Raw genomic sequence first — 22,158 nt, forward strand, 5'->3', positions numbered from 1 at the left:
GTCTCCTAGCTCAGCCCTTGATGCCGGTCTGCGCGATCCCCTGCACCAGCCAGCGCTGGAGGAAGAGGAAGACGAAGACCAGGGGCAGGATCGAGATGGCCGTGGCCATGAAGATCAGGTGGTAGTTGACGGTCTGGTTCGTCATGTACGACGACAGCGCCACCTGGACGGTCCAGGCACTCGGGTCCTGGCCGATGACCAGGGGCCACAGGAAGGCGTTCCAGCCGTTGATGAAGGTGATCGTGGCGATGGCCGCGAAGAAGTTCAGCGAGTTCGGTACGACGACGCGCCAGTACGCGCCCCAGTAGCCGAGCCCGTCCACGCGCGCCGCCTCCTCAAGCTCCTTGGGGAACCCCAGGAAGTACTGCCGGAACAGGAAGCACGTGAAACCACTGAAGAGGCCCGGGATGATGAGACCCCGGTAACTGTCCACCCAGCCGAGGGACGACACCAGAACGAAGCTCGGCACGAAGGTGACCGCGGTGGGAACCATCAGGGTGGCCAGGACGGCGTAGAACACCTTGTCGGCGTGCCGGTACGGGATCCGGGCCAGACCGTACCCGGCGAGCGAGCAGATCAGCAGGATGCCGGCGGTGTGCAGGACGGCGACGACCACGGAGTTCCACAGGGAACGGGCGAAGTCGACGGTGACGTCGTCGAACGGCTCGGTGATGTTGCCCCACTGGACGGTGGTGGGGAACCACTTCCACTCCTCGCCCGTGATCTCCGGGTCCGTCATGAAGGCGTTGCGGACGATCAGGTAGAAGGGGATCAGGAACAGGACGGCGGCGACACCGGTCGCCAGGTACAGGCCGGTGTTGCCGATGACACCGCCGCGCCGGACCCTGCCCGGCTTCGCGGCCTTGCCGGCCTCGGGTGCTGTGGTGGTCACCTGGACTCCTCACCCCTTCCGAAGCCCATGATCCTGCCCTGCAGCAGGGTGACGACGCAGATGAGCAGGGTCAGTACGACCGCTCCCGCGCTGCCCGCGCCGTAGTTCTGGTTCTCGCCGAGGGCCATCTTGTACAGCTCGACCAGCGGGGGCTGGCCCCAGGTGGCCTTGGAGAGCAGGTTGAAGAACTCGTCGAAGGCCTGGTAGGCGGCGATCAGCAGGAGCAGGATCACCGCGGTGGACGTGGCCCGCAGCTGCGGCAGCGTGATGTGCCGGAAGGTCTGCCAGCCGGGCCTGGCGCCGTCGATGGCGGCGGCCTCGTACAGCTCGCGCGGGATGTTCTGCAGCGCCGCGAGGAAAAGGATCATGAAGAAACCCGACTGGAGCCAGAGGCGGACGGTCACGATGACCAGCCAGTACCAGGGCGGGTCGGGGCTCGCCAGCCAGGCGATGTTGTCGACGCCGAACCAGCCGAGGACGGTGTTGGCGAGGCCGAAGCGGACGCCGTTGAACAGGGACATCTTCCAGATCAGCGAGGCGGCGACGTAGCTGACCGCGGTCGGCAGGAAGAACACCGACCGGAAGAACGCCCGCATGAACCGCAGCCGGTTCACCAGCAGCGCCAGGCCCAGCGAGAGCGCCCAGGTGGCGGGCACGATGAACGCGGCGAACACGGTGAACGTGACGAGCGAGTTGCGGAAGTCCGTGTCGGTCAGGACCTCCTCGTAGTTGGCGAAGCCGACGAACTCGCTCGGTGTGACGGTGAAGCGCGCCTCGAAGAAACTGAGCCAGACGCTCCAGCCGATCGGCACGAAGACGAAGATCACCAGGCCGATCAGGAACGGACCGGTGAAGAGCCAGAAGTTGAAGGTGCTGCTCGCCCTGAGGCCCCGCCGCGGCCGGTCCTGGGAGACCTTGTCCGGGGCGGGGCGTTCGGCGACCCCGGGTGTGGTGGTGGTCGACATGTCGCGATCCGTCCGGCGGCCTAACCGAAGAGCTTCTTGAGTTCGGCGCCGACCTTCTTCTCGCACGCGGCGAGCTGGGCCTTCGGGTCGCCGTTCTTGCGCACGGAGTTCGCCATGACGTCGTTGAACGCCGCGATCATGGCCTGCGTCCAGCCGATGTTGTCGAAGTGGCCGAACTCGTTGAACAGCTTCACGCCCTCGGCCGGCAGGCCCGACTTCAGCTTGCTCGCGGACTGCGCGAGGGAGGTGCGCGGCGGGATGTGGAAGCCGTAGGAGGTGGCGAAGTCCTCCTGGTACTTCTTCTGGTCGATCCACAGCCACTTGACGTATTCCTTGGCCGCCTCGACGTTCTTGCCCTTGGCGTTGACGAACATCGACCAGCCGCCGTTGTAGACGGACTCCTTGCCGGCCGGACCGACCTTCGGGAAGGGGAAGATGCCGATGTCGTCGCCGAGCGCCTCCTGCATGACCGGCATGGCCCACATGCCGCACCACTGGATCGCCGTCAGGCCCTGGGTGAAGGCCGACGGGTCCCACCAGTCGGCCGGGGCGCCCAGCAGCAGGTCGCCGCTGGTGAACAGTCCACGCAGCTGCTTGAGGCCGTCGGCGACGGCGTCGGTGTTGAAGGCGGGCTCGTTGTCGGCCGTGAGGGTGTCGGCACCGGCCGACCAGATCAGGTTGTGCTGGACCGGGGTGAGATCGTTGCCGAGGTAGGCGCCCTTGATCTTGCCGGTCCTGAGCTTGGCGGCGGCCTCGACCAGTTCCTCCAGCGTCGTCGGCACCTCGACGCCGGCCTTCTCGAACATCGACGGGCGGTAGAAGAAGAACTGCGGGTCGTCGATCATCCGGACGCCGTATATCTTCCCGTCGACCGTGTGGGACTTGATGTCGGCCTGGTTGAAGTCGTCCTTGACCGGCTCGATGATGTCGGTCAGGTCGGCCACCTGACCGCTCTTGACGAGCTGGATCTGCGGGTGGAACTCGAAGACGTCGGGCGCGTTGTCGGTGAGCAGCGCGGCGAACAGCTTCTGCTCGAAGTTGTTGCCCGTGATCCACCGTGTGGTGACGTCGGCGTCCTCGTAGGCCTTGGCGTAGCGCTTGACGGCCTGCTCGACGCCGGCCTCGCCGTACGCGTGGAAGTACTGGACCAGGTTCTTGCCCGAACCCGACCCGCCGCCCCGCCCGGTGTTGCTGCCGCAGGCGGCCAGTCCGCCGGCGGCGGCCAGGCCCATCGCGGCCCGCAGTACGGTTCGGCGGTCCCAGTTGCTGTTGCTCGATGCCGACATGCTGACGTCCTTGTCTCGAGTACGGCTGCGGCTCTTCGGCTCACGGCCCTGATGGCGCTCGGACCGGCGGCTCGCGCCGGATGGCTCAAAGAGGGGGTGCGGTGCGGGACGCTAGAGCTTCGGCTAAGCCTTCGGCAAGGGGTTGGACGAAGTCTGTGCGAAGCGTTGTCTCCGGTTCGCGATTTCGAACGCCCGGAGGGTGTGGAGGAGTTGCTTCCGCCGTTACGAGGGCGGGGCGGCGGCACGGCTGCGCACGGCGGCGCGGGTGCCGTTCTTCTGCCCGACCGCCTGCAGCGCGCCCTCCAGGGCGAACGTCGCCGCGCCCAGGCACACCGAGTCCGTGGGGATGGGCGACAGGACGATCTCGGTGGCGGCCAGCGGCCGCGGCAGCGCGTGCCGGGTCACGGCGTCGCGCACCTCGTGCAGCAGCGGCTCGCCCAGGGTGCGGGCGACCCAGCTGCTCAGCACGACGATCTCGGGGTTGAACAGGTTCACCAGGTCGGCGACGCCGGCGCCCAGATAGCGGGCGGTCTCGTGGACGGCCCGGCGCGCCACCGGGTCGCCCGCGACCACGCCGCGGGCCAGCGCGTCGATGGTCGCCGTCTGGTCCTCGGGGTGCAGCAGCGCGCTGTCGGGGCCGATCTCGCGCAGGTTCAGCATGATGCCGCGGGCGCCGACGTAGGCCTCCACGCAGCCGTGGTTGCCGCATCGGCACAGCCGTCCGTCCAGCACCATCGTGGTGTGGCCCCACTCGCCCGCGCTGTTGCTCACGCCGCGGTGCAGCCCGCCGCCCAGGACGAGCCCGGCGCCCACGCCCGTGCCGAGGTTGACCACCACGGCGTTCCCGCGCCCACGCGCGGCACCGAACCACAGCTCGGCCACCGCGCTGGCGCGCAGCGGGTTGTCCAGGTACAGCGGGTAGGCGATGTGCTCGGTGAGCAGGTCGAGCAGCGGCACGTCGTGCCAGTCCCAGTTGGGCGCGTACTCCGCGATGCCGGTGGCCCGGTCCACCTGTCCCGGCACGCTCACGCCCACCCCGAGCACCCGGGCGCCCTCGACGCCGGCCTGGGCGACCACCGACCCGACGGCGGTGGCCACGTGGCCGACCACCTGCTCGGGCAGGCTCTCGCCGGGCCGGACGTCCTCCTCGGCCCGGGCCAGGACGTTCAGTCCCAGGTCGAACAACTCGACGTGGACGTACGTCTCGGCGATGTCGACGCCGATCAGCGCGCCCCCGGTGGTGTTGACCGCGACCAGGCCCCGGGGGCGGCCGCCGGCCGAGTCCTCGAAGCCCACCTCGGTGATCATGCGGAGGTCGAGCAGTTCGCCGACGAGGGTGGCGACCGTCGCGAGACTGAGGCCGGTGGCCGCCGCCAGCTCCTGCCGGGAGGTGGGGGACGCCGCGATGATCTGGCGCAGCACCTCGTAGCGGTTCGCGGTGCGGATGTCGCGTGATGTGCGCTTCACCGGGTGCCCATCCCTTCCCAGACCGGCTCGGGCCGGGTCGTCATCGGCACCGGCGCGGCGCAAGGCTATGGGCTGCCGACGACTTTCGACAAGGGCTTTGGAAAGGGGCTTTATAAAGTGCCGCACCGGGGCCGCCGACCGGGAACCGGGGTGTGGCTCGCCCATGATGCCTCAGGGGTGGGGCGTGGGTGGCTCGGGGGTGGAGGCGTAGGTGCGCGGGGGTTGCGGGCCGGGGTGCTTCGGGGTCGGCCGAGCCCGGCTCTTGCCGGGGGCGTGGACGATGTGCCTTGGGGCAGGCCGAGCCCCGTCGGGCGCGCCAGGCTGCGCTCAGCGGGGGGCAGGGGGCGGGCGGGGAATGCCCCGGGCCGGGGTCGTTCCGCCCTCGCGGAGACAGGTGAGTTCCACCCTCGCGGAGAAACCGGCGTTGCATCCCGCCGACGTGACGGCCCAGGCGTTGCATCCCGCCGACGTGACGGCCCAGGCGTTGCATCCCGCCGACGTGTCGGCCCAGGCGTTGCATCCCGCCGACGTGACGCCCGTGGCGTGGCAGTCACGGCCTCGCGGGGGCCGGCGCGGTGGGTTCTGCCGGGGTCTGCCGGTGTGGGGGCCGGTGGGTGTGACTCTGTCCGTGTCGGGGGCCGGTGCGGGTCACGGCCTCGGGGGGCCGGTGTGGCGGGTCCTGTCGGTGCGGGGGACCCCGTGGGTGCGAATCCGTCCCCGCCGGGGACCGGCGTGTCAGGCTTCGGCCCCGGGTGGCCCGGGTCTGGGGCAGGTCGGTGTCGCGTCCTCCGGGGCCGTGCCGGGGGGCCGCGGCTGCCGGCCAGGTGCCGGGTCCGGTCCGGCAGCGTGCTGGCACCCACCGCGCCCACCAGGTCGCGCGCCAGGTGGTGCGGCTTCGTCTCGGTGTTCTGCGAGGTCCTCGCCGACGAGCCGCCCCGGGCCGGCTCGGGGTCGAGCGTGAAGGAGGTCGTCAGGAGGCCGCGGGCCAGGTCGATGGTGCGGCGGCGGCCGACGGGGTCACGGGCACCGGGTCCGCGGACGGGCCGGGCCGGCGCTCCGCGTCCTCGAACAGCTCCCTCGTGCCCGTCAGGTCGAGCAGGCGCCCGACCGCCGTCCCGCCGGAGCGGACGGTGATCGTCTTGCCCTGGGCGAGGGCGCGCGTACGCAGGTCCAGCAGCATGCCGAGCCCGGAGCAGTCACAGAAGCCGACCGCGTCCAGGTGCAGATCGATGCCGCTGCCCGACCGGGTGAGCGCGTCGTGGAGTCCGGGCAGGAGCCGCCGGCTGCCCAGATCCAGCTCGCCCCGCACGGTCACGTTCATCCGGTCACCGTCCGGCGTGACGTCCAGGGTCGCCATGCAGGGCGGCGTCGCCGTGGACGCGTCCTCGCTCGTCGTACCTGCGCGGTCCCCCTGGGGGTGGGACCGCGCAGGGTACGCAGGCTCCGGCATGGCTGTCGCTCCCTCTTCCCTTCGCCCTGCCTTCCTTTCCAGCCTTGCCTCTTTACCCCATACACGTCAACCGATACATGAAATGCAGTACGTGTTTTTGGGTGCGCGAATGTTCGGTCAGTAGAGTGGGGAGCATGGATGGAGTGCCCGAGCCACACACCGGATGGACGTTCCTCACCAACCACGCCCGGGTGCTGGCGGCCATCGCCGACAACCGCAGCGCCCGCATCAGGGACATCGCGGCCCACTGCCGGCTCACCGAACGCGCTGTCCAGAAGATCATCTCCGACCTGGAGCGGGACGGATACCTGTCCCACACCCGGGAGGGCCGGACGAACACGTACCGGATCGACCCCGGCAAGGTGCTGCGGCACCCCGCCGAGGCCGGCCTGACCGTGGCGTCCCTGCTCTCGCTGCTGCTCCAGGACGAGGCGGACCGCGTCGTGCCCCCGAGCACGCCCAGCCGGCCGCACGCCACGGCATGACCGCGCGTACGGCAGGCCGGCCGGCCTGCCGTACGCGGCCGGTCCAACCGGCACGTCCGCCTTCGGCGTGCCCTGATACAGGGCGTGCCCGGCCCCCGCGGCGGCCGGACGCGCCCGGCCCCTGCGGCGCGCCCGGCACCCCTGCGGCGCGCCCGGCACCCGCGCGGCGCGCCCTGTTCCCTGGCCCGACCGGCCCCCGCGGTGCGACCCACGTCCCCGCGGTGCGACCCACGCCCCCGCAGCGTGCCCTACGCCCCCGCCAGCACGTCCCGCACGAAGGCGTTGGCGAACGTGCCCCGCGGGTCCAGTTCCCGCGCCAGCGACCGGAAGTCGCCCAGACGCGGGTACAGCCCGGACAGCCCGGCGGCGGGCAGCGTGAACACCTTGCCCCAGTGGGGCCGCGCCCCGAAGGGGGCCAGCGCCTCCTCCACCCGCCGCACCACCGGCAGCACCGCCCGGGTGTCCGCCACCCACGTGAAGTGCACCGCCACGGTGTCCCGGCCGTAGGACGGGCTCAGCCACTGGTCGTCGCCGGCGACGGTGCGCACCTCGCAGGTCTGCAGGACGGGGGCGACGGTGTCCCGGATCGCGTCCAGCGCGTGCAGCACCTCCACGGCGTGCCCGCGCGGCATGAGGTACTCCGACTGCAACTCCTCCCCGCTGCTCGGCACGAACTCCGCCCGGAAGTGCGGCAGCCGCTCGTGCCACGGCCCCGGCACGCCGAACTGCTCGGTGCAGTTGACCGCCGGCATGCCCGGCACCGGGTGCAGCTTCTCGGTGGCCGGCGTGGCCCACGGGAACGCGGGCAGCGGCTGGTCGCTGCGCCGCTTGAGCCACACCTGCCGGAAGCCCGGCGCCCGCCAGTCGGTGAACAGGCTGACGCTGTACGCCGTCGCCATCACCGTCTCGAACGCCCCCGAGTCCAGCCCCTCCAGCGGCAGTTCGGTGAACAGGTGCTGCTCCACCTCGTAGGCCGGCTCCAGGTCGAGGGTGAGCGCGGTGACCACACCCAGCGCGCCGAGCGAGGTCACGGCCCCGCCGAAGCGCTCCTCGTCCCGGCCGATGCGCACCGTCGAACCGTCCGCCGTGACCAGCTCCACCTCGCGGACGGGCGCCGAGAGCGGGCCGTTGAGCACCCCGGAGCCGTGCGTGCCGGTCGCGACCGACCCGGCCACCGAGATGTGCGGCAGGGACGCCATGTTGGGCAGCGCGAGCCCGTGCGCGTGCACCCGCCGGGCCAGTTCCGCGTAGCGCACGCCGCCGCCGACCCGGACCGTGCGGGCCGCGGTGTCGATCTCCACCTGCGGTGGCAGGTCCGCCAGCGACAGCAGGACGCCCTCGGCGCCCGGCTCGGCTATCGCGTTGAACGAGTGCCCGCTGCCCAGCACCCGCACCCGGTCGCTGTCCCCGACGAGCGCCCGCAACGCGTCGAGCGAGGCCGGCCGGTGCAGTTCCTTCGCCGCGTAGGTGATGTTGCCGGCCCAGTTGGTCACGGTCCCGTTCATCGCGTCGTCCTTCCCGAGGCAGCCGGGGGCCGGGAAAGCCCCTGCCGGAACCTACCCCGGCCGCTGTCCGTTGCCGTCGCCGCCCGGGTCGGCATACCGTGGAGACCTCCTAGAGAGCGGTTTCTGCGGTGGTGCCGGAGCCGTTTCTCCCGCCGGTCGACGCGTGGGAAGGTCACCTCCTTGAGCCAGCGCCCCCAGGCACTGTTCGCCATGACCGCCGAGCACGTGCCGCAGGTCTTCCCGCCCGAGGTGCTGGCCCGGCTGCGCGCGTCGGTGCAGCTCGACCCCGCGCTGATCGCACAGGACTTCACCGACCCCGCCGTCCTCGACGCCCTGGCCCGGACCGAGATCCTGGTGACCGGCTGGGGCTGCCCCCGGCTGGACGAGGCGGTCCTGGACGCGGCTCCCCGGCTGCGCGCGGTGCTGCACTCGGCCGGGTCGGTGAAGTCGTTCGCCACGCCCGCGCTCTGGCGGCGCGGCATCGCCGTCTCCTCGGCGGCCGCCGCCAACGCGCTGCCGGTCGCGGAGTACACCCTCGCCATGATCCTGCTCGCCGGCAAGGGTGTCCTCGCCGCCCGCGAGCGGCTGCGCGCCACCCGGGTCTGCGCCGGCTGGGGCGTCGTCCCCGGCATCGGCAACCACGGCCGCCGCGTCGGTGTGATCGGCGCCTCCCGCATCGGCCGCCGGGTCCTGGAACTGCTCCGCCCCTTCGACCTGCGGCCCGCCCTGACCGACCCCTATGTCGACGCGCGGGAGGCCGCCGCGCTCGGGGTTCCCCTGCTGCCGCTCGACGAGCTCCTGCGCAGCTGCGACATCGTCACCGTCCACGCCCCCGAGACACCCGAGACCCGTCACCTGATCGGCCGCCGCGAACTGGCCCTCATGCCCGACGGGGCCACGCTGATCAACACCGCCCGGGGCACGCTGGTCGACCACGACGCTCTCGTGGCGGAAGTGCGCGCCGGGCGCCTGACGGCGATCCTCGACGTCACCGACCCCGAGCCGCTCCCGCCCGACTCGCCCCTGTACGACCTGCCCGGGGCGTTCGTCACCCCGCACCTGGCGGGCTCCCAGGGCAACGAGCTGGCCCGGCTGGGCCTGGCCGTGGCCGAGGAGGCGGAACGGCTGCTGACCGGGAACGGCCTGGCTCACGCCGTCGATCCCACGGCCCTGGACCGCGTGGCCTGACGGCGGCCACGGCTACCGCAAGAGCGGCGAACAGCGCATAGGCGTCGGCCGAGGGGGACCCGGTACCGCGCACCCACACCCATGGGCATACCGTGAGGAGTCGTACGTCCGAGCCGGAAGGAGACACGGGATGGGCAGCGGCAGCCGTACCGCGCTGGTCGAGGATCTGATGGAGCGGTTCCCGCACGTCCCGCGGGAAGCCGTCTTCAAGGAGGACCTGCTCCGCGGCGGCGTGGCCTTCGACCCGTCGGCGCTCAGCGACAACGAGGGCGGCGAGGTCAAGCCGAAGTCGTACTTCATCTTCTCCTTCGACCACGGCACCCTGCCCGAGCTGGGCGAGGCCGCGCTGCGCCGCCCGCCCGAGGAGATCATCCTCACCGGCGGCCCCTACGACCTGCGCCGCACGGTCGTCTCGGTCCGGGTGAACCCCGCCTCGCCCTACCGCGTCGCGGCGAACGAGGACGGTGTGCTCGGCCTCTACCTCGACGGCAGGCGGATCTCCGACGTCGGCGTGCCGCCGATGCCCGAGTACTACCGGCACACCCTGTCCAACGGGAAGTCGGTCATGGAGGTCGCCCCGACCATCCAGTGGGGCTACCTGATCTACCTGACGGTGTTCCGGGTCTGCCAGTACTTCGGCGCCAAGGAGGAGTGCCAGTACTGCGACATCAACCACAACTGGCGCCAGCACAAGGCGGCGGGCCGCCCCTACACGGGCGTGAAGGACGTCGAGGAGGTCCTCGAGGCCCTGGAGATCATCGACCGCTACGACACGGCGAAGACCTCCACCGCCTACACCCTCACCGGCGGCGCCATCACCAAGACGGTCTCCGGCCGCGACGAGGCCGACTTCTACGGCCACTACGCCAAGGCCATCGAGGAGCGCTTCCCCGGCCGCTGGATCGGCAAGGTGGTCGCCCAGGCCCTGCCGCGCGACGACGTCCAGCGCTTCAAGGACTACGGCGTGCAGATCTACCACCCCAACTACGAGGTGTGGGACGAGTACCTGTTCAAGATGTACTGCCCCGGCAAGGAGCGCTACGTCGGCCGCGACGAGTGGCACCGGCGCATCCTGGACTCGGCGGAGGTCTTCGGCGCGCGCAACGTCATCCCCAACTTCGTCGCCGGCGTGGAGATGGCCGAGCCCTTCGGCTTCAAGACGGTCGACGAGGCCATCGCCTCCACCACCGAGGGCCTGCGCTTCTTCATGTCCCACGGCATCACGCCCCGCTTCACCACCTGGTGCCCGGAGCCCACCACCCCGCTCGGCAAGGCCAACCCGCAGGGCGCGCCCCTGGAGTACCACATCCGCCTGCTCCAGGCGTACCGGCAGACGATGGAGGACTTCGGCCTCTCCTCGCCCCCCGGCTACGGCCCGCCCGGCGCCGGCAACGCGGTCTTCTCGGTCAGCTCCTTCATGGACAGCCTGCCCGCGGACGAACCGGTCGAGGTCTGACCCGGTCCGTTTGAGACGGAGCGGCGTGCCGTACGTACAGGGTCCCGGAGCCGTACTCCGGGATTTGAATACGCGGCTTGTCAGTTGTGTCGGAAGCGTGAAAAACTCCTCCCCGCCCCGAGGTTCCCCCCAACTCCGATGCCGACATGGTGAGTTGACCTCGCTTGCGGATGCAGGAGACTCATGCCCGACCTGCCGACCCCTCAGGACGCCTCCGAGGCCGCGCTGTTCTCCGAGTGCTGGGACGCGGTCCTCGCCTACGCCGACCTGTGCACGTCCGGTTCCACGGCCGCCGCACAGCTCGGCCGGGAGGCGTTCGCACACGGCATACGCGAGGCCCGCGCGGCCGAGGCCGGGCCGGTCCGCGGCACCGGCCGCCGCCCCGCCCGGCTGCCCCGCATACCCCTGCTGCTGACCTCCGTGCGCACCACGGCGGCGGCCTGGGAGGAGGACGGGCAGGGCCACAAGCTCGACCCCGATCTGCGGCTGTGGCTCAACTCCGACAAGGCCGCCCGCTACACGGGGCCGCCCCTGCGCCGCCCGCTCGCGCTGCGTGGCCTGCGCGATCTGCAGCAGGCGGACGCCGAACTGCTGTGGCTGGCCGAGGTGGAGGCGCTGCCGCTGTCCGCCGTCGCCCGGCGCCTGGGCCTGGACCCGGCCACCGCCGCCGAGGAACTCCAGCAGGTGCGCACCCTGTTCCGGGACCGCTGTCACCGCAACCACCTCGACACCCCGATGGACGCCCCCTGCCGCAGCTACGCCAGGCTGCTGGACGCCGTCACCCGCTCCCCGGCCGCCGACACCCCGGACGACCTGTCCCGGCACCTCGCCACGTGCGTGGAGTGCGCCGAGGCCGCCGCCTGCCTGCGCCTGCACGGCGGAGGGCTGCCGGGGGCGCTGGCAGGCGGGGTGATCGGCTGGGGCGGTCTCGCCTATCTGGAGCGCCGCCGCCGCGCCGCCGAGGTGCGGCTGGGCGCCGGCCGTCCCGGCCCTGCCGACCGGACAGCCGAGGAGGACGGGGACGGCGCCCAGAAGGCGCGCGTCGCCCGCAGCGGCCTCCTCGTCGCCGCCGTCCTCGTCTCCGTCCTGGCGCTCGGCGTCTCCCTGATGCCCTTCGGCGGCTCCGGCGAGGACCTCGGGACGCGCGACGACGCCGGCCGCCAGCCCGTGGCCGACCCCGGCCCGTCCCTGCCGTCCGCCCCCTCGCTGCCGCCCGCCACCTCCCAGCCGGCCGGCCGCGCCAGCGGTGACACCGACGAGCCGGACAAGCCCCGCGCGTCGGAGAGCAGCGACCGCCACACCGAACCGCAGGGCACCGCCTCGCCCACCGGCCGGAGGGCACCCGCCGAGCCCGCGAAGCCCACCTGCCGCGTCGAGTACGACCTGGTCAACCAGTGGCCCGACGGCTTCCAGGCCACCGTCAGCGTCACCAGCACCGCCGCGCTCGACTCCTGGCGCGTGTCCTGGTCCTTCCGGGACGGCCAGCGGGTCGGCCAGATGTGGGACGCCTCCGTCTCCCAGGACGGCTCCCGCGTCACCGCCACCGCCGCCGACTACAACAAGTCCGTGCCCGCGGGCGGCGACCTGGCGTTCGGCTTCCTCGCCTCCTGGCGCGGCAGGAACTCCCCGCCGTACGACTTCACGCTGAACGGCCGGGCCTGCGCGAAAAGCGGTTGACGCGACCGGCCCGGGACGGGATACGGTGACGCCGGTCGCTGCCACAGGCGCACGACCGGTCGAGGAACGAGGAGGTGTTGACCGATGGCTGTCACTGCGACGAGCGCTGCCCGCATCCAGTTCATCACGTCCACCTCCCTGGCCACCGGCTGAACCGACCCACCGTCGAGCCGGGGCCGACCTTGGAAAGGGTCACCCTTGACTTCCAGCTCCGCCTCTTCCGTCTCCTCCGCGCTCGCTCCCTACGGCTGGGACGACGCGTGGGCGGACGAGTTCGCCCCCTACGCCGCCGAAGGGTTGCTGCCCGGACGCGTCATTCGCGTCGACCGCGGGCAGTGCGACGTCGTCACCGCCCACGGTGTGCTGCGCGCCGACACCGCGTTCGTCACCCCGCACGACCCGCTGCGGGTCGTCTGCACCGGTGACTGGGTCGCCGTCGAACCCGGCGGCAACCCGCGCTACGTCCGCACGTACCTGCCCCGTCGCACCGCGTTCGTCCGCTCCACCTCCTCCAAGCGGTCCGAGGGACAGATCCTCGCGGCCAACGTCGACCACGCCGTCGTCGCCGTGTCCCTCGCAGTCGAGCTCGACCTCGGCCGCGTCGAGCGGTTCCTGGCCCTGGCCTGGGAGTCCGGGGCGCAGCCCGTCGTCGTCCTCACCAAGGCCGACCTCGTGCCCGACGCCGTCACCCGCTCCCACCTCGTCCAGGATGTGGAGACCAGCGCACCCGGCGTGCCGGTGGTGCCCGTCAGCGCACAGGACGGGGACGGGCTCGACGTGGTCGCGGCGATCGTCGCCGGCGGTACCTCCGTCCTGCTCGGCCAGTCCGGCGCGGGCAAGTCGACCCTCGCCAACGCGCTCCTCGGCGAGGACGTCATGGACGTCCAGGCCACCCGGGACGTCGACGGCAAGGGCCGGCACACCACCACCACCCGCAACCTGCTCGCCCTGCCCGGTGGGGGCGTCCTGATCGACACGCCCGGACTGCGGGGCGTGGGCCTGTGGGACGCCGGGACCGGCGTCGGGCAGGTGTTCTCCGAGATCGAGGACCTGGCCGAGCGGTGCCGCTTCCACGACTGCGCCCACGAAGCCGAACCCGGGTGCGCCGTGCTGGCCGCCGTGGACTGCGGTGAACTGCCGGAGCGGCGGCTGCACAGCTACCGCAAGCTGCTGCGCGAGAACCAGCGCATCGTCGCCAAGACGGACGCCCGCCTCCGGGCGGAGATCCGCAAGGACTGGAAGCGGAAGGGGGCGATCGGCAAGGCGGCGATGGAGGCCAAGCGAGGACCGCAGCGGCGTTCCTGACCGCACGGCCGGCGTCCCGCCCCCACACCTGGGCGGGCATCCGATCGCGGTGTCCGATTTCCGCCAGCGGCACCCTCGCCCACGGCGCAGACTGGACCCGTGAGCGACCAGTCGACGGACCAGGACACCAGGTACGAGGCCGTACGCAGCCGCGACGCCCGTTTCGACGGCGTGTTCTTCTTCGCCGTCGAAACGACCGGCATCTACTGCCGGCCGAGCTGCCCCGCGGTCACCCCGAAGCGGGCCAACGTACGGTTCTTCGCCACGGCCGCCGCCGCGCAGGGCTCGGGATTCCGGGCCTGCCGGCGATGCCGCCCGGACGCGGTGCCCGGCTCCGCCGAGTGGAACATCCGCGCGGACGTGGTGGGCCGGGCCATGCGGCTGATCGCCGACGGCGTCGTCGACCGGGAGGGCGTCGCCGGGCTCGCCGCACGGCTCGGCTACAGCGCACGGCAGGTGCAGCGGCAGCTCACCGCCGAGCTGGGCGCCGGGCCGGTGGCCCTCGCCCGGGCCCAGCGGGCCCACACCGCGCGCCTGCTGGTGCAGACCACCGAACTGCCGATCACCGAGATCGCGTTCGCCTCCGGCTTCGCCAGCGTGCGGCAGTTCAACGACACGATCCGCGCGATCTACGCGTCCACCCCGAGCCAGTTGCGCGCCGCCGCACCGCGAGGCGTTCGGAGCCGGCGCACCGCCACCCCCGGCGCCGGGATCCCGCTACGGCTCGCCCACCGCGGCCCCTACCAGGCCGGACCCCTCTTCGATCTGCTGCAACACGAGGCCGTGCCCGGCATCGAGGAGGTGAGCGGCCCACCCGGAGCACGCACGTACCGGCGCACCCTCCGCCTCCCCCACGGCACCGGCATCGTCGCCGTCGGCGAACGCCCCGGCACCGCGCGGACCGGCCCCGGCGCCCACCCGGGCGGCTGGCTCGACGCCCGGCTGCACCTCACCGACCCCCGCGACCTGACCACCGCCGTGCAGCGGCTGCGGCGGCTGTTCGACCTCGACGCCGACCCCTACGCCGTCGACGAGCGGCTCGGCGCCGACCCGCGACTCGCGCCCCTGGTCCGCGCCCGGCCCGGCCTGCGCTCGCCCGGCGCCGCCGACCCGGAGGAACTCGCGGTGCGCGCGCTGGTCGGGCGCACGGAGGCGGAACGCCTGGTACGACGCTACGGCAAGGCCCTGGACGCCCCCTGCGGCAGTCTCACGCACCTCTTCCCCGAGCCTGCCGTCCTCGCGGACGCCGAGCCCGGCGGCACCCTCGGGGCGCTCACCGCAGCCCTCGCCGACGGGGCCGTGCGCCTCGACCCGGGCGCCGACCGGGACGACGCGCAGGACGCCCTGCACGCCGTGCCCGGACTGGACGCCCGTACGGTGGCCGAGATCCGCACCCGCGCCCTCGGCGACCCGGACGCCGCCCCGCCCGGCCTCGACATCCCCGGCACATGGCGCCCCTGGCGCTCGTACGCCCTGAACCACCTGCGCGCAGCAGGGGAGTGGAACCTTCGATGACCCAGTCGCCGAACCGGCCGACCGAGCCGACTTATTGGACGAGCGTGCCCAGCCCCGTCGGGCCGCTCCTGCTCACCGCCGCCCCGACCGGAGAGCTGACCTCGCTGTCCGTGCCCGGGCAGAAGGGCGGACGCGTGGTGCGCGACGACTGGCGGCGGGACCCCGGGCCCTTCCGCGCGGCACAGGAGCAGCTGGCCGCGTACTTCGCCGGGGAACTGAAGGAGTTCCGGCTGGCGTGGCGCGCCGAGGGCACCGCCTTCCGGGAGCGGGTGTGGGCCGCGCTGGACGACATCCCCTACGGCTCGACCGTCACGTACGGGGAGATCGCCCGGCGGATCGGGGCGCCCCGGGCGGCCGTGCGGGCCGTCGGCGGTGCGATCGGCGCGAATCCGCTGCTCGTGGTCCGCCCCTGCCACCGCGTGATCGGGGCCGACGGCACGCTGACCGGCTACGCGGGCGGCCTGGACCGCAAGGTGCGGCTGCTGACGCACGAGGGGGTGCTCTGATCCCTGCCGCGAGGCTGGCTCAGCCCCAGAGGACCGCGCCCAGCCACGCTGCCGCGATCAGCTGGCAGGTGAACAGTTCGGCCAGGATGCCGGAGCCGCCCGAGCGCATCACGGTGCGCAGGGCGGACGAGGCCTCCGCGCGGCGGCCCAGCCGGACCCGTTCGAAGAGGTAGACACCGGCCAGGAAGCCGGGGACCGAGCCGAGGACGGGGAGCAGGACGAAGCCGGCGGTGGAGCCGGCTCCCGCGCAGGCCAGCATGCGGCGGCTGGTGCGGTTCGCCCGCAGCCGCCTCGGCGGCAGCGCCCAGCGCACGCCCTGGGAGACGAGCATCAGGACCGTGGCGCAGACCAGCACCCACCAGGCGACGGGCTGCGCATCCTTCAGCGCCCACCACAGGACCGCGGCCCACACCAGCAGCGACCCCGGCACCGCGGGCACCAGCACTCCGCACAGGCCGAGCAGGATGACCAGCCCGACCAGCAGGAGGTCCCACACTCCCATCTGACCAGACTGCCGGAACACGCGAGAAGGCGCAGGTCAGCAGCGTGCCGGGAACCAGACGCGCAGGTCGGCCGCCCGCGGCCCACGGGACGCCGGTATCGCATGACCGTTCTACGGCTCACTCGACGCGCCGGGTACGACGGGGTGGCGGGCCGGATTTTTCCACAAGCCCCGTTTTCATCCCGCTCCTGCGGTGGACAATTGCCGGCATGAGCCAGCAGGGGGGAAGGCCCACCGGTCACGAGGACGACTGGTGGGGGCAGTTGTACGACGACTCCACCGGCGACACGGGCCCCGCACCGGCCCCCGATTCCCTGGACGACCGCTTCGCCTCGGCGGCGGGGACGGTGGGCGGCCCGGGGGAGACCGGGTCGGCCGGGGCGGAACCGGGGCCACCGGGGCCGCCGGGGCCGCCGGGGCGGTCCGCCGGCGTGGAGCCGACGGTTCCGGCGCCCCGGTCCGCAGCGGACGACGCACCGGGCACCCCGCGCCCCACGGGCGTTTCCCCGCAGCGGGCCCCGTGGGAACCGCCACCCGCCCGGGCCACGGGCCCCGTGACCTTCCCGACGGCCTCGCGCCCACCGCTCCGCACACAGCCGGACCCGGCCGGGCCGCCTCGCCCTGCGGGACCCCCGACCTCATCACGAGGGGACGGTGCGCCCCCGTCGGAAGCCGGGGGGAAGGCCCCGCAGACCCCAGCGACGCCGCCCCCGGCCTCCTGGACGTACACGGGCCCCGAGCCCTCGCCTGCCGGGGCCGATTCGCCCGGGGCCGAGCCGGGAGGCGCCTCCGGGGGGTCGGGCGGGGCCTCGGGGGCAGTTGCGGGGCCTGGGGCCTCGCCTGCCGGGGCCGATTCGCCCGGGGCCGAGCCGGGAGACGGCTCCCGGGTGTCGGGCGGGGGTTCGGGGGGAGTCGCTGGTCCCGGGGCCTCGCCCGCCGAGGGCGATGTGCGCCCCGAGGACCCCCGAGAGGCCCCTGGGGCGGTGGTTCCCGCTCCTCGGACGCCCCCGGCCACGCCACCCGTCGCCCCGCCACCGCCCGTCGCCCCACCCGGCCGGCCCGGGGCCGGGTCCCCGTCCGCCGGGGTGGCCGGCCGGCCGCGGGACGCCACACCTGAGACCGTCGCCGGCTGGCTCGCCCCGCCGGTACCCGCCGACCCGCCCCCCGTGACTCCGGGAGCCGCCGGTCCGTCGTCCGAGTCATGGGGGCCGGCCGCCGGGCCACCCCCCGTGCCCCCGGACGCCCCGGGGACGCCGTTCGCGCCCCTCGCACCGCCCGCACCGCCCGCGCCGCCCGCCGCCGGGCCGTTGCCCCCGCCGTCTGCCGGGTTCGCCGCCGGACCCGAGGAGCCGGGCCCGCGTATCGAGCCGCCCGAGTCCGTCCCCCGGGCCCGGGGGCACGTCGGGTCGCGGCCTCCCACCTACGACGCCGAACCCACCGCTCTCCCGCCCGCCGACCCGGACGATCTCGACGACCTGGTCGCGGACACCGTGCTCGACGGCGCCCGCTACGGGGTGTGCACACTGCGCGCGGCGTCCGTGCGCGGCGACTCCGCGCGGTACCGGGGGGAGCCGCGCCGCGACTCGCTGCTCACCGCACGGTTCGGAACCGGCGAGCACGCGCTGCTGCTCGTGGCCATGGCGACGGGGTCCCGTACGGCACCGGGAGCGCACCGGGCCGCCGCCGAGGCCTGCCACTGGATCGGCCGGGCCGTCGGACGCAGCCACGCGCGGCTCGTGGAGGACATAAGGGGCGGCCGGCGCGGCGACCTCAAGTCCGGACTCCACCGTCTCACCGACCGCAGCCTGGGCAAACTCCGTGCCAGCGCCTCCGGACAGGGCGTCGGGCCGGAGGAGTACGCGGCCAGCCTGCGTTGTCTGCTGCTGCCCGCCGACCCGGAGTGCCGGACGCGCGTGTTCTTCGGCGTCGGCCCGGGCGGACTGTTCCGGCTGCGGGAGGGGGAGTGGCAGGACATCGAACCGCAGGTCACCGACGTCAGGGGCGAAGCGGTCGTGGGCTACGGATCGCCGCCCTCCGAAACCCCCGAGGGCGACCGGCTCACCATGGACCTGGGCATCCCCACCCCGCCCAGCCCCTACGAACCCGCCCCGGAACCGCCCCGCGAACCCTTCCGCTTCCGCACCTCCGTCGCCCGCCCGGGTGACACGCTCCTGATGTGCAGCGGGGGTCTCGCCGAGCCCCTGCGCGGCGAGCCCGAACTGGGCGAGTACCTCGCCGAGCGGTGGTCCCGGCCCGAGCCGCCCGGCCTCGCCGCGTTCCTCGCCGACTCCCAAGTACGGGTCAAGGGTTATGCCGACGACCGTACGGCCGCGGCCGTTTGGGAGGCGTGACCGGCCGCCCTGTGACTTGATGGAACCCGGAGGGATCCCAGGAGACCGAAGGGGCAGACGAGAACCATGGCCAAACAGAACGTCGCGGAACAGTTCGTCGACATCCTCACCCGGGCCGGAGTGAAACGCCTCTACGGCGTCGTCGGCGACAGCCTCAACCCGATCGTCGACGCCGTCCGCCGCAACTCCGCCATCGACTGGATCCACGTCCGGCACGAGGAGACCGCCGCCTTCGCCGCCAGCGCCGAGGCCCAGATCACCGGCGGCCTCGCCGCCTGCGCCGGCTCCTGCGGCCCCGGCAACCTGCACCTCATCAACGGCCTCTACGACGCCCACCGCTCCATGGCACCGGTCCTCGCCCTCGCCTCGCACATCCCCTCCAGCGAGATCGGCCTCGGCTACTTCCAGGAGACCCACCCCGACCGGCTGTTCGCCGAGTGCAGCCACTACAGCGAGATGATCTCCAGCCCGCAGCAGATGCCGCGGCTGCTGCAGACCGCCATCCAGAACGCCGTCGGCCGCAGCGGCGTCAGTGTCGTCACCCTGCCCGGTGACATCGCCGACCGGCCCGCCCCGGAGCAGGCCGTGGAGACCGCCCTCGTCACCTCCCGGCCCACCGTCCGCCCCGGCGACGCCGAGATCGACCGGCTCGCCGAGATGATCGACGAGGCCGGCAAGGTCACCCTCTTCTGCGGCAGCGGCACGGCCGGCGCGCACGCCGAGGTCATGGAGTTCGCCGCGAAGATCAAGTCCCCGGTCGGGCACGCCCTGCGCGGCAAGGAGTGGATCCAGTACGACAACCCCTTCGACGTCGGCATGAGCGGACTGCTCGGCTACGGCGCCGCCTACGAGGCCACCCACGAGTGCGACCTGCTGATCCTGCTCGGCACCGACTTCCCCTACAACGCGTTCCTCCCCGACGACGTGAAGATCGTCCAGGTCGACATCCGGCCGGAACACCTGGGCCGCCGCTCCAAGCTGGACCTCGCGGTCTGGGGCGACGTACGGGAGACGCTGCGCTGCCTGATCCCGCGGGTGAAGGAGAAGAAGAACCGGCGCTTCCTCGACCGGATGCTGAAGAAGCACGCCGACGCGCTGGAAGGCGTGGTGACGGCGTACACCCGCAAGGTCGAGAAGCACACGCCGATCCACCCCGAGTACGTGGCGTCCGTGCTGGACGAAGTCGCCGCCGACGACGCCGTGTTCACCGTCGACACCGGCATGTGCAACGTCTGGGCGGCCCGTTACATCTCACCCAACGGCCGCCGCCGCGTCATCGGTTCCTTCTCCCACGGCTCGATGGCGAACGCCCTGCCCATGGCGATCGGCGCGCAGTTCACGGACCGGGGGCGGCAGGTCGTGTCGATGTCCGGCGACGGCGGTTTCTCCATGCTGATGGGCGACTTCCTGACGCTGGTGCAGCACGACCTGCCGGTCAAGGTCGTCCTCTTCAACAACTCCTCCCTCGGCATGGTGGAGTTGGAGATGCTGGTCGCCGGGCTGCCCTCGCACGGCACGGCCAACAAGAACCCCGACTTCGCCGCCGTCGCCCGGGCCTGCGGCGCCTACGGGGTGCGCGTCGAGAAGCCCAAGGACCTCGCCCGGGCCCTGAAGGACGCCTTCAAGCACAAGGGCCCGGCCCTCGTCGACGTCGTCACCGACCCCAACGCGCTGTCCATCCCGCCGAAGATCAAGGCCGAGATGGTGACCGGGTTCGCCCTGTCCGCCTCCAAGATCGTGCTGGACGGCGGGGTCGGCCGGATGCTCCAGATGGCCCGCTCCAACCTGCGCAACGTGCCCCGGCCGTAAGGGCCGTCAGCGGTAGGGCGCCCACTGGCGTGCCGAGGTGTCGTACAGGTAGCGGGGCAGGCCCGTGATGCCGCTGGTGCGGAACGGGCGGCCGCCGTCGTCGACGCGGACCGTGCCGCTGCGCCCCTGGGAGGACCAGTCCAGCTCCAGGTACCAGCGGCAGTCGCAACCCCGCGTCCGGGCGTTGACCAGCAGCACCTCGGGGTCCCGTGCCGAGACGCGGTACGGCATGCTCACCGCCGGGATCGGCGTGCCGGCGTCGCTCCCGGCGACCGCGCGGGCGATGGGGCGGTCCTTGTCCAGGTCCACGTCGAAGGAGCGCGGGGTGAGCGAACCGCCGCAGCCCTGGTCCATGGCGTAGGCGTTGCCCTGGACCGGGTCGGCCCGCCCGACCACGCGCACGCGCAGCGCGTCCAGCACGACGGCCGTGTCGCTCCGCCCCTGCACGGACAGCCGCACGAGCGTCTCACCGCCGTGCACCGCGTTCACGGACGCCGCCCAGGCCCCGGCGTCCTGCGGGACCGGGGGCGGCGGGACCTGGGCCGGCGGCTTGGTGACCACGTAGTCGTGACCGCAGCCGAGCTTCCACGCCTGGGAGTTCGCGGACCAGGCGAGAGGTGCGGCCGGGTCCGCCCCGCGCTGCGGCGGAGCGGTGGTGGGGTCGGAGGGGGCGGGGGCGGGCCTGCCCTTCGCCTTCGGCCCGGCGGAGGGCGCCGACCGCTCGGGGGTGGGGGAGGTGCTCGGCGTCGGGGAGGCGCCGCGCCGCTCCGGTGCCGGGGTCCGCGTCGCACCGGGTGTGACCGGACCGGCCCCGCGGGCACGGTCGTCGTCGGCCTCGCGCCGCCCGTCCGGCAGGGCGGCCAGACTCCCGAGGGTCGCGAGGGCGGCACAGGCGGCGGCCACCCCGACGGCGAGGCGCCTGCGGCGGTACCAGGGACGACGGACGAGCACGGCTCCGGCACCCGGGCGGTCCCCGGCCCCCGCACCTGTCCCCTCCGGGGCCCCACCCTGGCCGATGGAGACACCTGCCTCTTGGGCCGGGTGCGCGTCCTGCGGGGCGCCTGCGTCTTGCGTCGCGCCCCTGTCCTGCGTCATGCCGGCGGCTCGCGCCGCGCGTGTGCCGTGCGGGGCGCCTGCGGCCTGCGTCGTGCGCCCCTCTCTCGCTGCGTCCGCGTCTTGCGCCGTGCCCGCGTCTTCTGCCACGCCGCAGGGGTCCTCTGTCACGCCGCCCGCGTCCCCGGTCACGCCGCCCGCGTCCTCTGTCACGCCGCCCGTCGCCGTGGTGCGTGGCCGTCGGCGGGCCGCCACCGCGAGGAGCCAGCGGCGGTGGAGGTCCAGACGTTCCCCGGGCGATGCCCCGCACAGGGCCGCGAACCGCTCCACGGGCGCGAAGTCGAGGGGCACCGCCTCGCCCACGCAGTACCGGTGCAGGGTCGAGGTGTTCATCGCCAGCCGTCGCGCCAGCGAACCGTAGCTGCGGTCCGTGCGCTCCTTCAGCGCGCGCAGCGACGCCGCGAACTCCGCGACGTCGTCTTCGCCCTCCACGCCCTCCACGTCGTTCACGTCGTCCCGTGCCGACACCGTGCCCCCGTCCGTAGGTGCGAACCGGCCCGGGACGGCATCCCAGGCACCCATGTACCTGCACGTCAGAGGGGCTGGGATGGTTCCATCCCGCTGGATCGGGCGCCGGCTGTTGCGCCCGCCCGCTGTGACCGCTGATGCTTCTGGTGTCGCCACCGACCAGGCCCGGCCGACCGACGGGCGTTCGCCGCGACACATCGCATCCACGCACCGAATCA

The 22,158-nt window shown here is 73.2% G+C and carries 17 protein-coding genes; 9 read left to right on the forward strand and 8 right to left on the reverse strand.

Annotation, left to right across the window (positions count from 1 at the left end; all coding sequences use genetic code 11):
• Positions 1-10: 10 nt before the first annotated feature.
• From ABTZ58_RS01585 to ABTZ58_RS01605, 5 genes are all read right to left on the reverse strand, one after another.
• Complete coding sequence (locus ABTZ58_RS01585) at positions 11-892, reverse strand: carbohydrate ABC transporter permease (protein WP_351349174.1); 882 nt, start codon at positions 890-892, stop codon at positions 11-13.
• A complete protein-coding gene (locus tag ABTZ58_RS01590) occupies positions 889-1,857 on the reverse strand; it encodes a carbohydrate ABC transporter permease (RefSeq protein ID WP_351349177.1) in 969 nt (322 codons plus the stop codon). Before ABTZ58_RS01590 ends, ABTZ58_RS01585 begins: the two co-directional genes overlap by 4 nt.
• A 20-nt stretch (positions 1,858-1,877) precedes the next feature.
• Complete coding sequence (locus ABTZ58_RS01595; protein ID WP_351349180.1) at positions 1,878-3,143, reverse strand: ABC transporter substrate-binding protein; 1,266 nt, start codon at positions 3,141-3,143, stop codon at positions 1,878-1,880.
• A 222-nt stretch (positions 3,144-3,365) separates the two neighbouring features.
• A complete protein-coding gene (locus ABTZ58_RS01600) occupies positions 3,366-4,610 on the reverse strand; it encodes an ROK family transcriptional regulator (RefSeq protein ID WP_351349183.1) in 1,245 nt (414 codons plus the stop codon).
• A gap of 970 nt (positions 4,611-5,580) precedes the next feature.
• Positions 5,581-5,967, reverse strand: a complete 387-nt coding sequence (locus ABTZ58_RS01605; RefSeq protein ID WP_351349186.1) for an STAS domain-containing protein — start codon at positions 5,965-5,967, stop codon at positions 5,581-5,583.
• 227 nt (positions 5,968-6,194) lie between these two features.
• Between ABTZ58_RS01605 and ABTZ58_RS01610 the strand changes: the two genes are divergently transcribed.
• The gene (locus ABTZ58_RS01610) at positions 6,195-6,545 is read left to right on the forward strand and encodes a helix-turn-helix transcriptional regulator (protein ID WP_351349189.1); all 351 of its coding nucleotides are present in this window, start codon (positions 6,195-6,197) and stop codon (positions 6,543-6,545) included.
• 248 nt (positions 6,546-6,793) lie between these two features.
• Here ABTZ58_RS01610 and ABTZ58_RS01615 read toward each other — a convergent pair whose 3' ends face one another.
• A complete protein-coding gene (locus ABTZ58_RS01615; RefSeq protein WP_351349192.1) occupies positions 6,794-8,050 on the reverse strand; it encodes a D-arabinono-1,4-lactone oxidase in 1,257 nt (418 codons plus the stop codon).
• Between the two features lie 180 nt (positions 8,051-8,230).
• Between ABTZ58_RS01615 and ABTZ58_RS01620 the strand changes: the two genes are divergently transcribed.
• From ABTZ58_RS01620 to ABTZ58_RS01645, 6 genes are all read left to right on the forward strand, one after another.
• Positions 8,231-9,238 (forward strand): hydroxyacid dehydrogenase, encoded by a 1,008-nt coding sequence (locus tag ABTZ58_RS01620; RefSeq protein WP_351349195.1) that lies wholly within the window; start codon positions 8,231-8,233, stop codon positions 9,236-9,238.
• Between the two features lie 130 nt (positions 9,239-9,368).
• On the forward strand, positions 9,369-10,694 hold the full coding sequence (locus ABTZ58_RS01625) for a radical SAM protein (RefSeq protein WP_351349198.1): 1,326 nt from the start codon (positions 9,369-9,371) through the stop codon (positions 10,692-10,694).
• A 183-nt stretch (positions 10,695-10,877) separates the two neighbouring features.
• The gene (locus ABTZ58_RS01630; RefSeq protein ID WP_351349201.1) at positions 10,878-12,371 is read left to right on the forward strand and encodes a cellulose binding domain-containing protein; all 1,494 of its coding nucleotides are present in this window, start codon (positions 10,878-10,880) and stop codon (positions 12,369-12,371) included.
• 198 nt (positions 12,372-12,569) lie between these two features.
• Positions 12,570-13,676: a ribosome small subunit-dependent GTPase A gene (gene rsgA, locus ABTZ58_RS01635; protein WP_351349204.1), complete on the forward strand. Its 1,107-nt coding sequence runs from the start codon at positions 12,570-12,572 to the stop codon at positions 13,674-13,676.
• Positions 13,677-13,775: 99 nt separating this feature from the next.
• Positions 13,776-15,191: a bifunctional transcriptional activator/DNA repair enzyme AdaA gene (locus ABTZ58_RS01640; protein WP_351349207.1), complete on the forward strand. Its 1,416-nt coding sequence runs from the start codon at positions 13,776-13,778 to the stop codon at positions 15,189-15,191.
• Complete coding sequence (locus ABTZ58_RS01645; RefSeq protein ID WP_351349210.1) at positions 15,188-15,697, forward strand: methylated-DNA--[protein]-cysteine S-methyltransferase; 510 nt, start codon at positions 15,188-15,190, stop codon at positions 15,695-15,697. Before ABTZ58_RS01640 ends, ABTZ58_RS01645 begins: the two co-directional genes overlap by 4 nt.
• 19 nt (positions 15,698-15,716) lie before the next feature.
• On the opposite strand, the gene ABTZ58_RS01650 is transcribed toward ABTZ58_RS01645, so the two are convergent.
• On the reverse strand, positions 15,717-16,199 hold the full coding sequence (locus tag ABTZ58_RS01650) for a DUF456 domain-containing protein (protein ID WP_351349213.1): 483 nt from the start codon (positions 16,197-16,199) through the stop codon (positions 15,717-15,719).
• A 1,307-nt stretch (positions 16,200-17,506) separates the two neighbouring features.
• Between ABTZ58_RS01650 and ABTZ58_RS40095 the strand changes: the two genes are divergently transcribed.
• Positions 17,507-18,550: a protein phosphatase 2C domain-containing protein gene (locus tag ABTZ58_RS40095; RefSeq protein ID WP_502995985.1), complete on the forward strand. Its 1,044-nt coding sequence runs from the start codon at positions 17,507-17,509 to the stop codon at positions 18,548-18,550.
• Positions 18,551-18,616: 66 nt separating this feature from the next.
• Entirely contained in the window at positions 18,617-20,359 is a 1,743-nt protein-coding gene (locus ABTZ58_RS01660; protein ID WP_351349219.1) for a pyruvate dehydrogenase, read from the forward strand.
• 6 nt (positions 20,360-20,365) lie between these two features.
• Here the strand turns inward: ABTZ58_RS01660 and ABTZ58_RS01665 are convergent, their stop codons facing one another.
• Positions 20,366-22,138 (reverse strand): helix-turn-helix domain-containing protein, encoded by a 1,773-nt coding sequence (locus ABTZ58_RS01665; protein ID WP_502995994.1) that lies wholly within the window; start codon positions 22,136-22,138, stop codon positions 20,366-20,368.
• Between the last annotated feature and the right edge of the window lie 20 nt (positions 22,139-22,158).

Source organism: Streptomyces sp. NPDC094143 (assembly GCF_040303825.1).
GTDB lineage: Bacteria > Actinomycetota > Actinomycetes > Streptomycetales > Streptomycetaceae > Streptomyces.

Coding starts and splice junctions, on each gene's coding strand:
- ABTZ58_RS01650 (WP_351349213.1), bottom strand. CDS start 16,199: ATGGGAGTGTGGGACCTCCTGCTGGTCGGGCTGGTCATCCTGCTCGGC.
- ABTZ58_RS01595 (WP_351349180.1), bottom strand. CDS start 3,143: ATGTCGGCATCGAGCAACAGCAACTGGGACCGCCGAACCGTACTGCGG.
- ABTZ58_RS01660 (WP_351349219.1), top strand. CDS start 18,617: ATGGCCAAACAGAACGTCGCGGAACAGTTCGTCGACATCCTCACCCGG.
- ABTZ58_RS01665 (WP_502995994.1), bottom strand. CDS start 22,138: ATGTGTCGCGGCGAACGCCCGTCGGTCGGCCGGGCCTGGTCGGTGGCG.
- ABTZ58_RS01630 (WP_351349201.1), top strand. CDS start 10,878: ATGCCCGACCTGCCGACCCCTCAGGACGCCTCCGAGGCCGCGCTGTTC.
- ABTZ58_RS01645 (WP_351349210.1), top strand. CDS start 15,188: ATGACCCAGTCGCCGAACCGGCCGACCGAGCCGACTTATTGGACGAGC.
- ABTZ58_RS01605 (WP_351349186.1), bottom strand. CDS start 5,967: ATGGCGACCCTGGACGTCACGCCGGACGGTGACCGGATGAACGTGACC.
- ABTZ58_RS01615 (WP_351349192.1), bottom strand. CDS start 8,050: ATGAACGGGACCGTGACCAACTGGGCCGGCAACATCACCTACGCGGCG.
- ABTZ58_RS01625 (WP_351349198.1), top strand. CDS start 9,369: ATGGGCAGCGGCAGCCGTACCGCGCTGGTCGAGGATCTGATGGAGCGG.
- ABTZ58_RS01590 (WP_351349177.1), bottom strand. CDS start 1,857: ATGTCGACCACCACCACACCCGGGGTCGCCGAACGCCCCGCCCCGGAC.
- ABTZ58_RS01610 (WP_351349189.1), top strand. CDS start 6,195: ATGGATGGAGTGCCCGAGCCACACACCGGATGGACGTTCCTCACCAAC.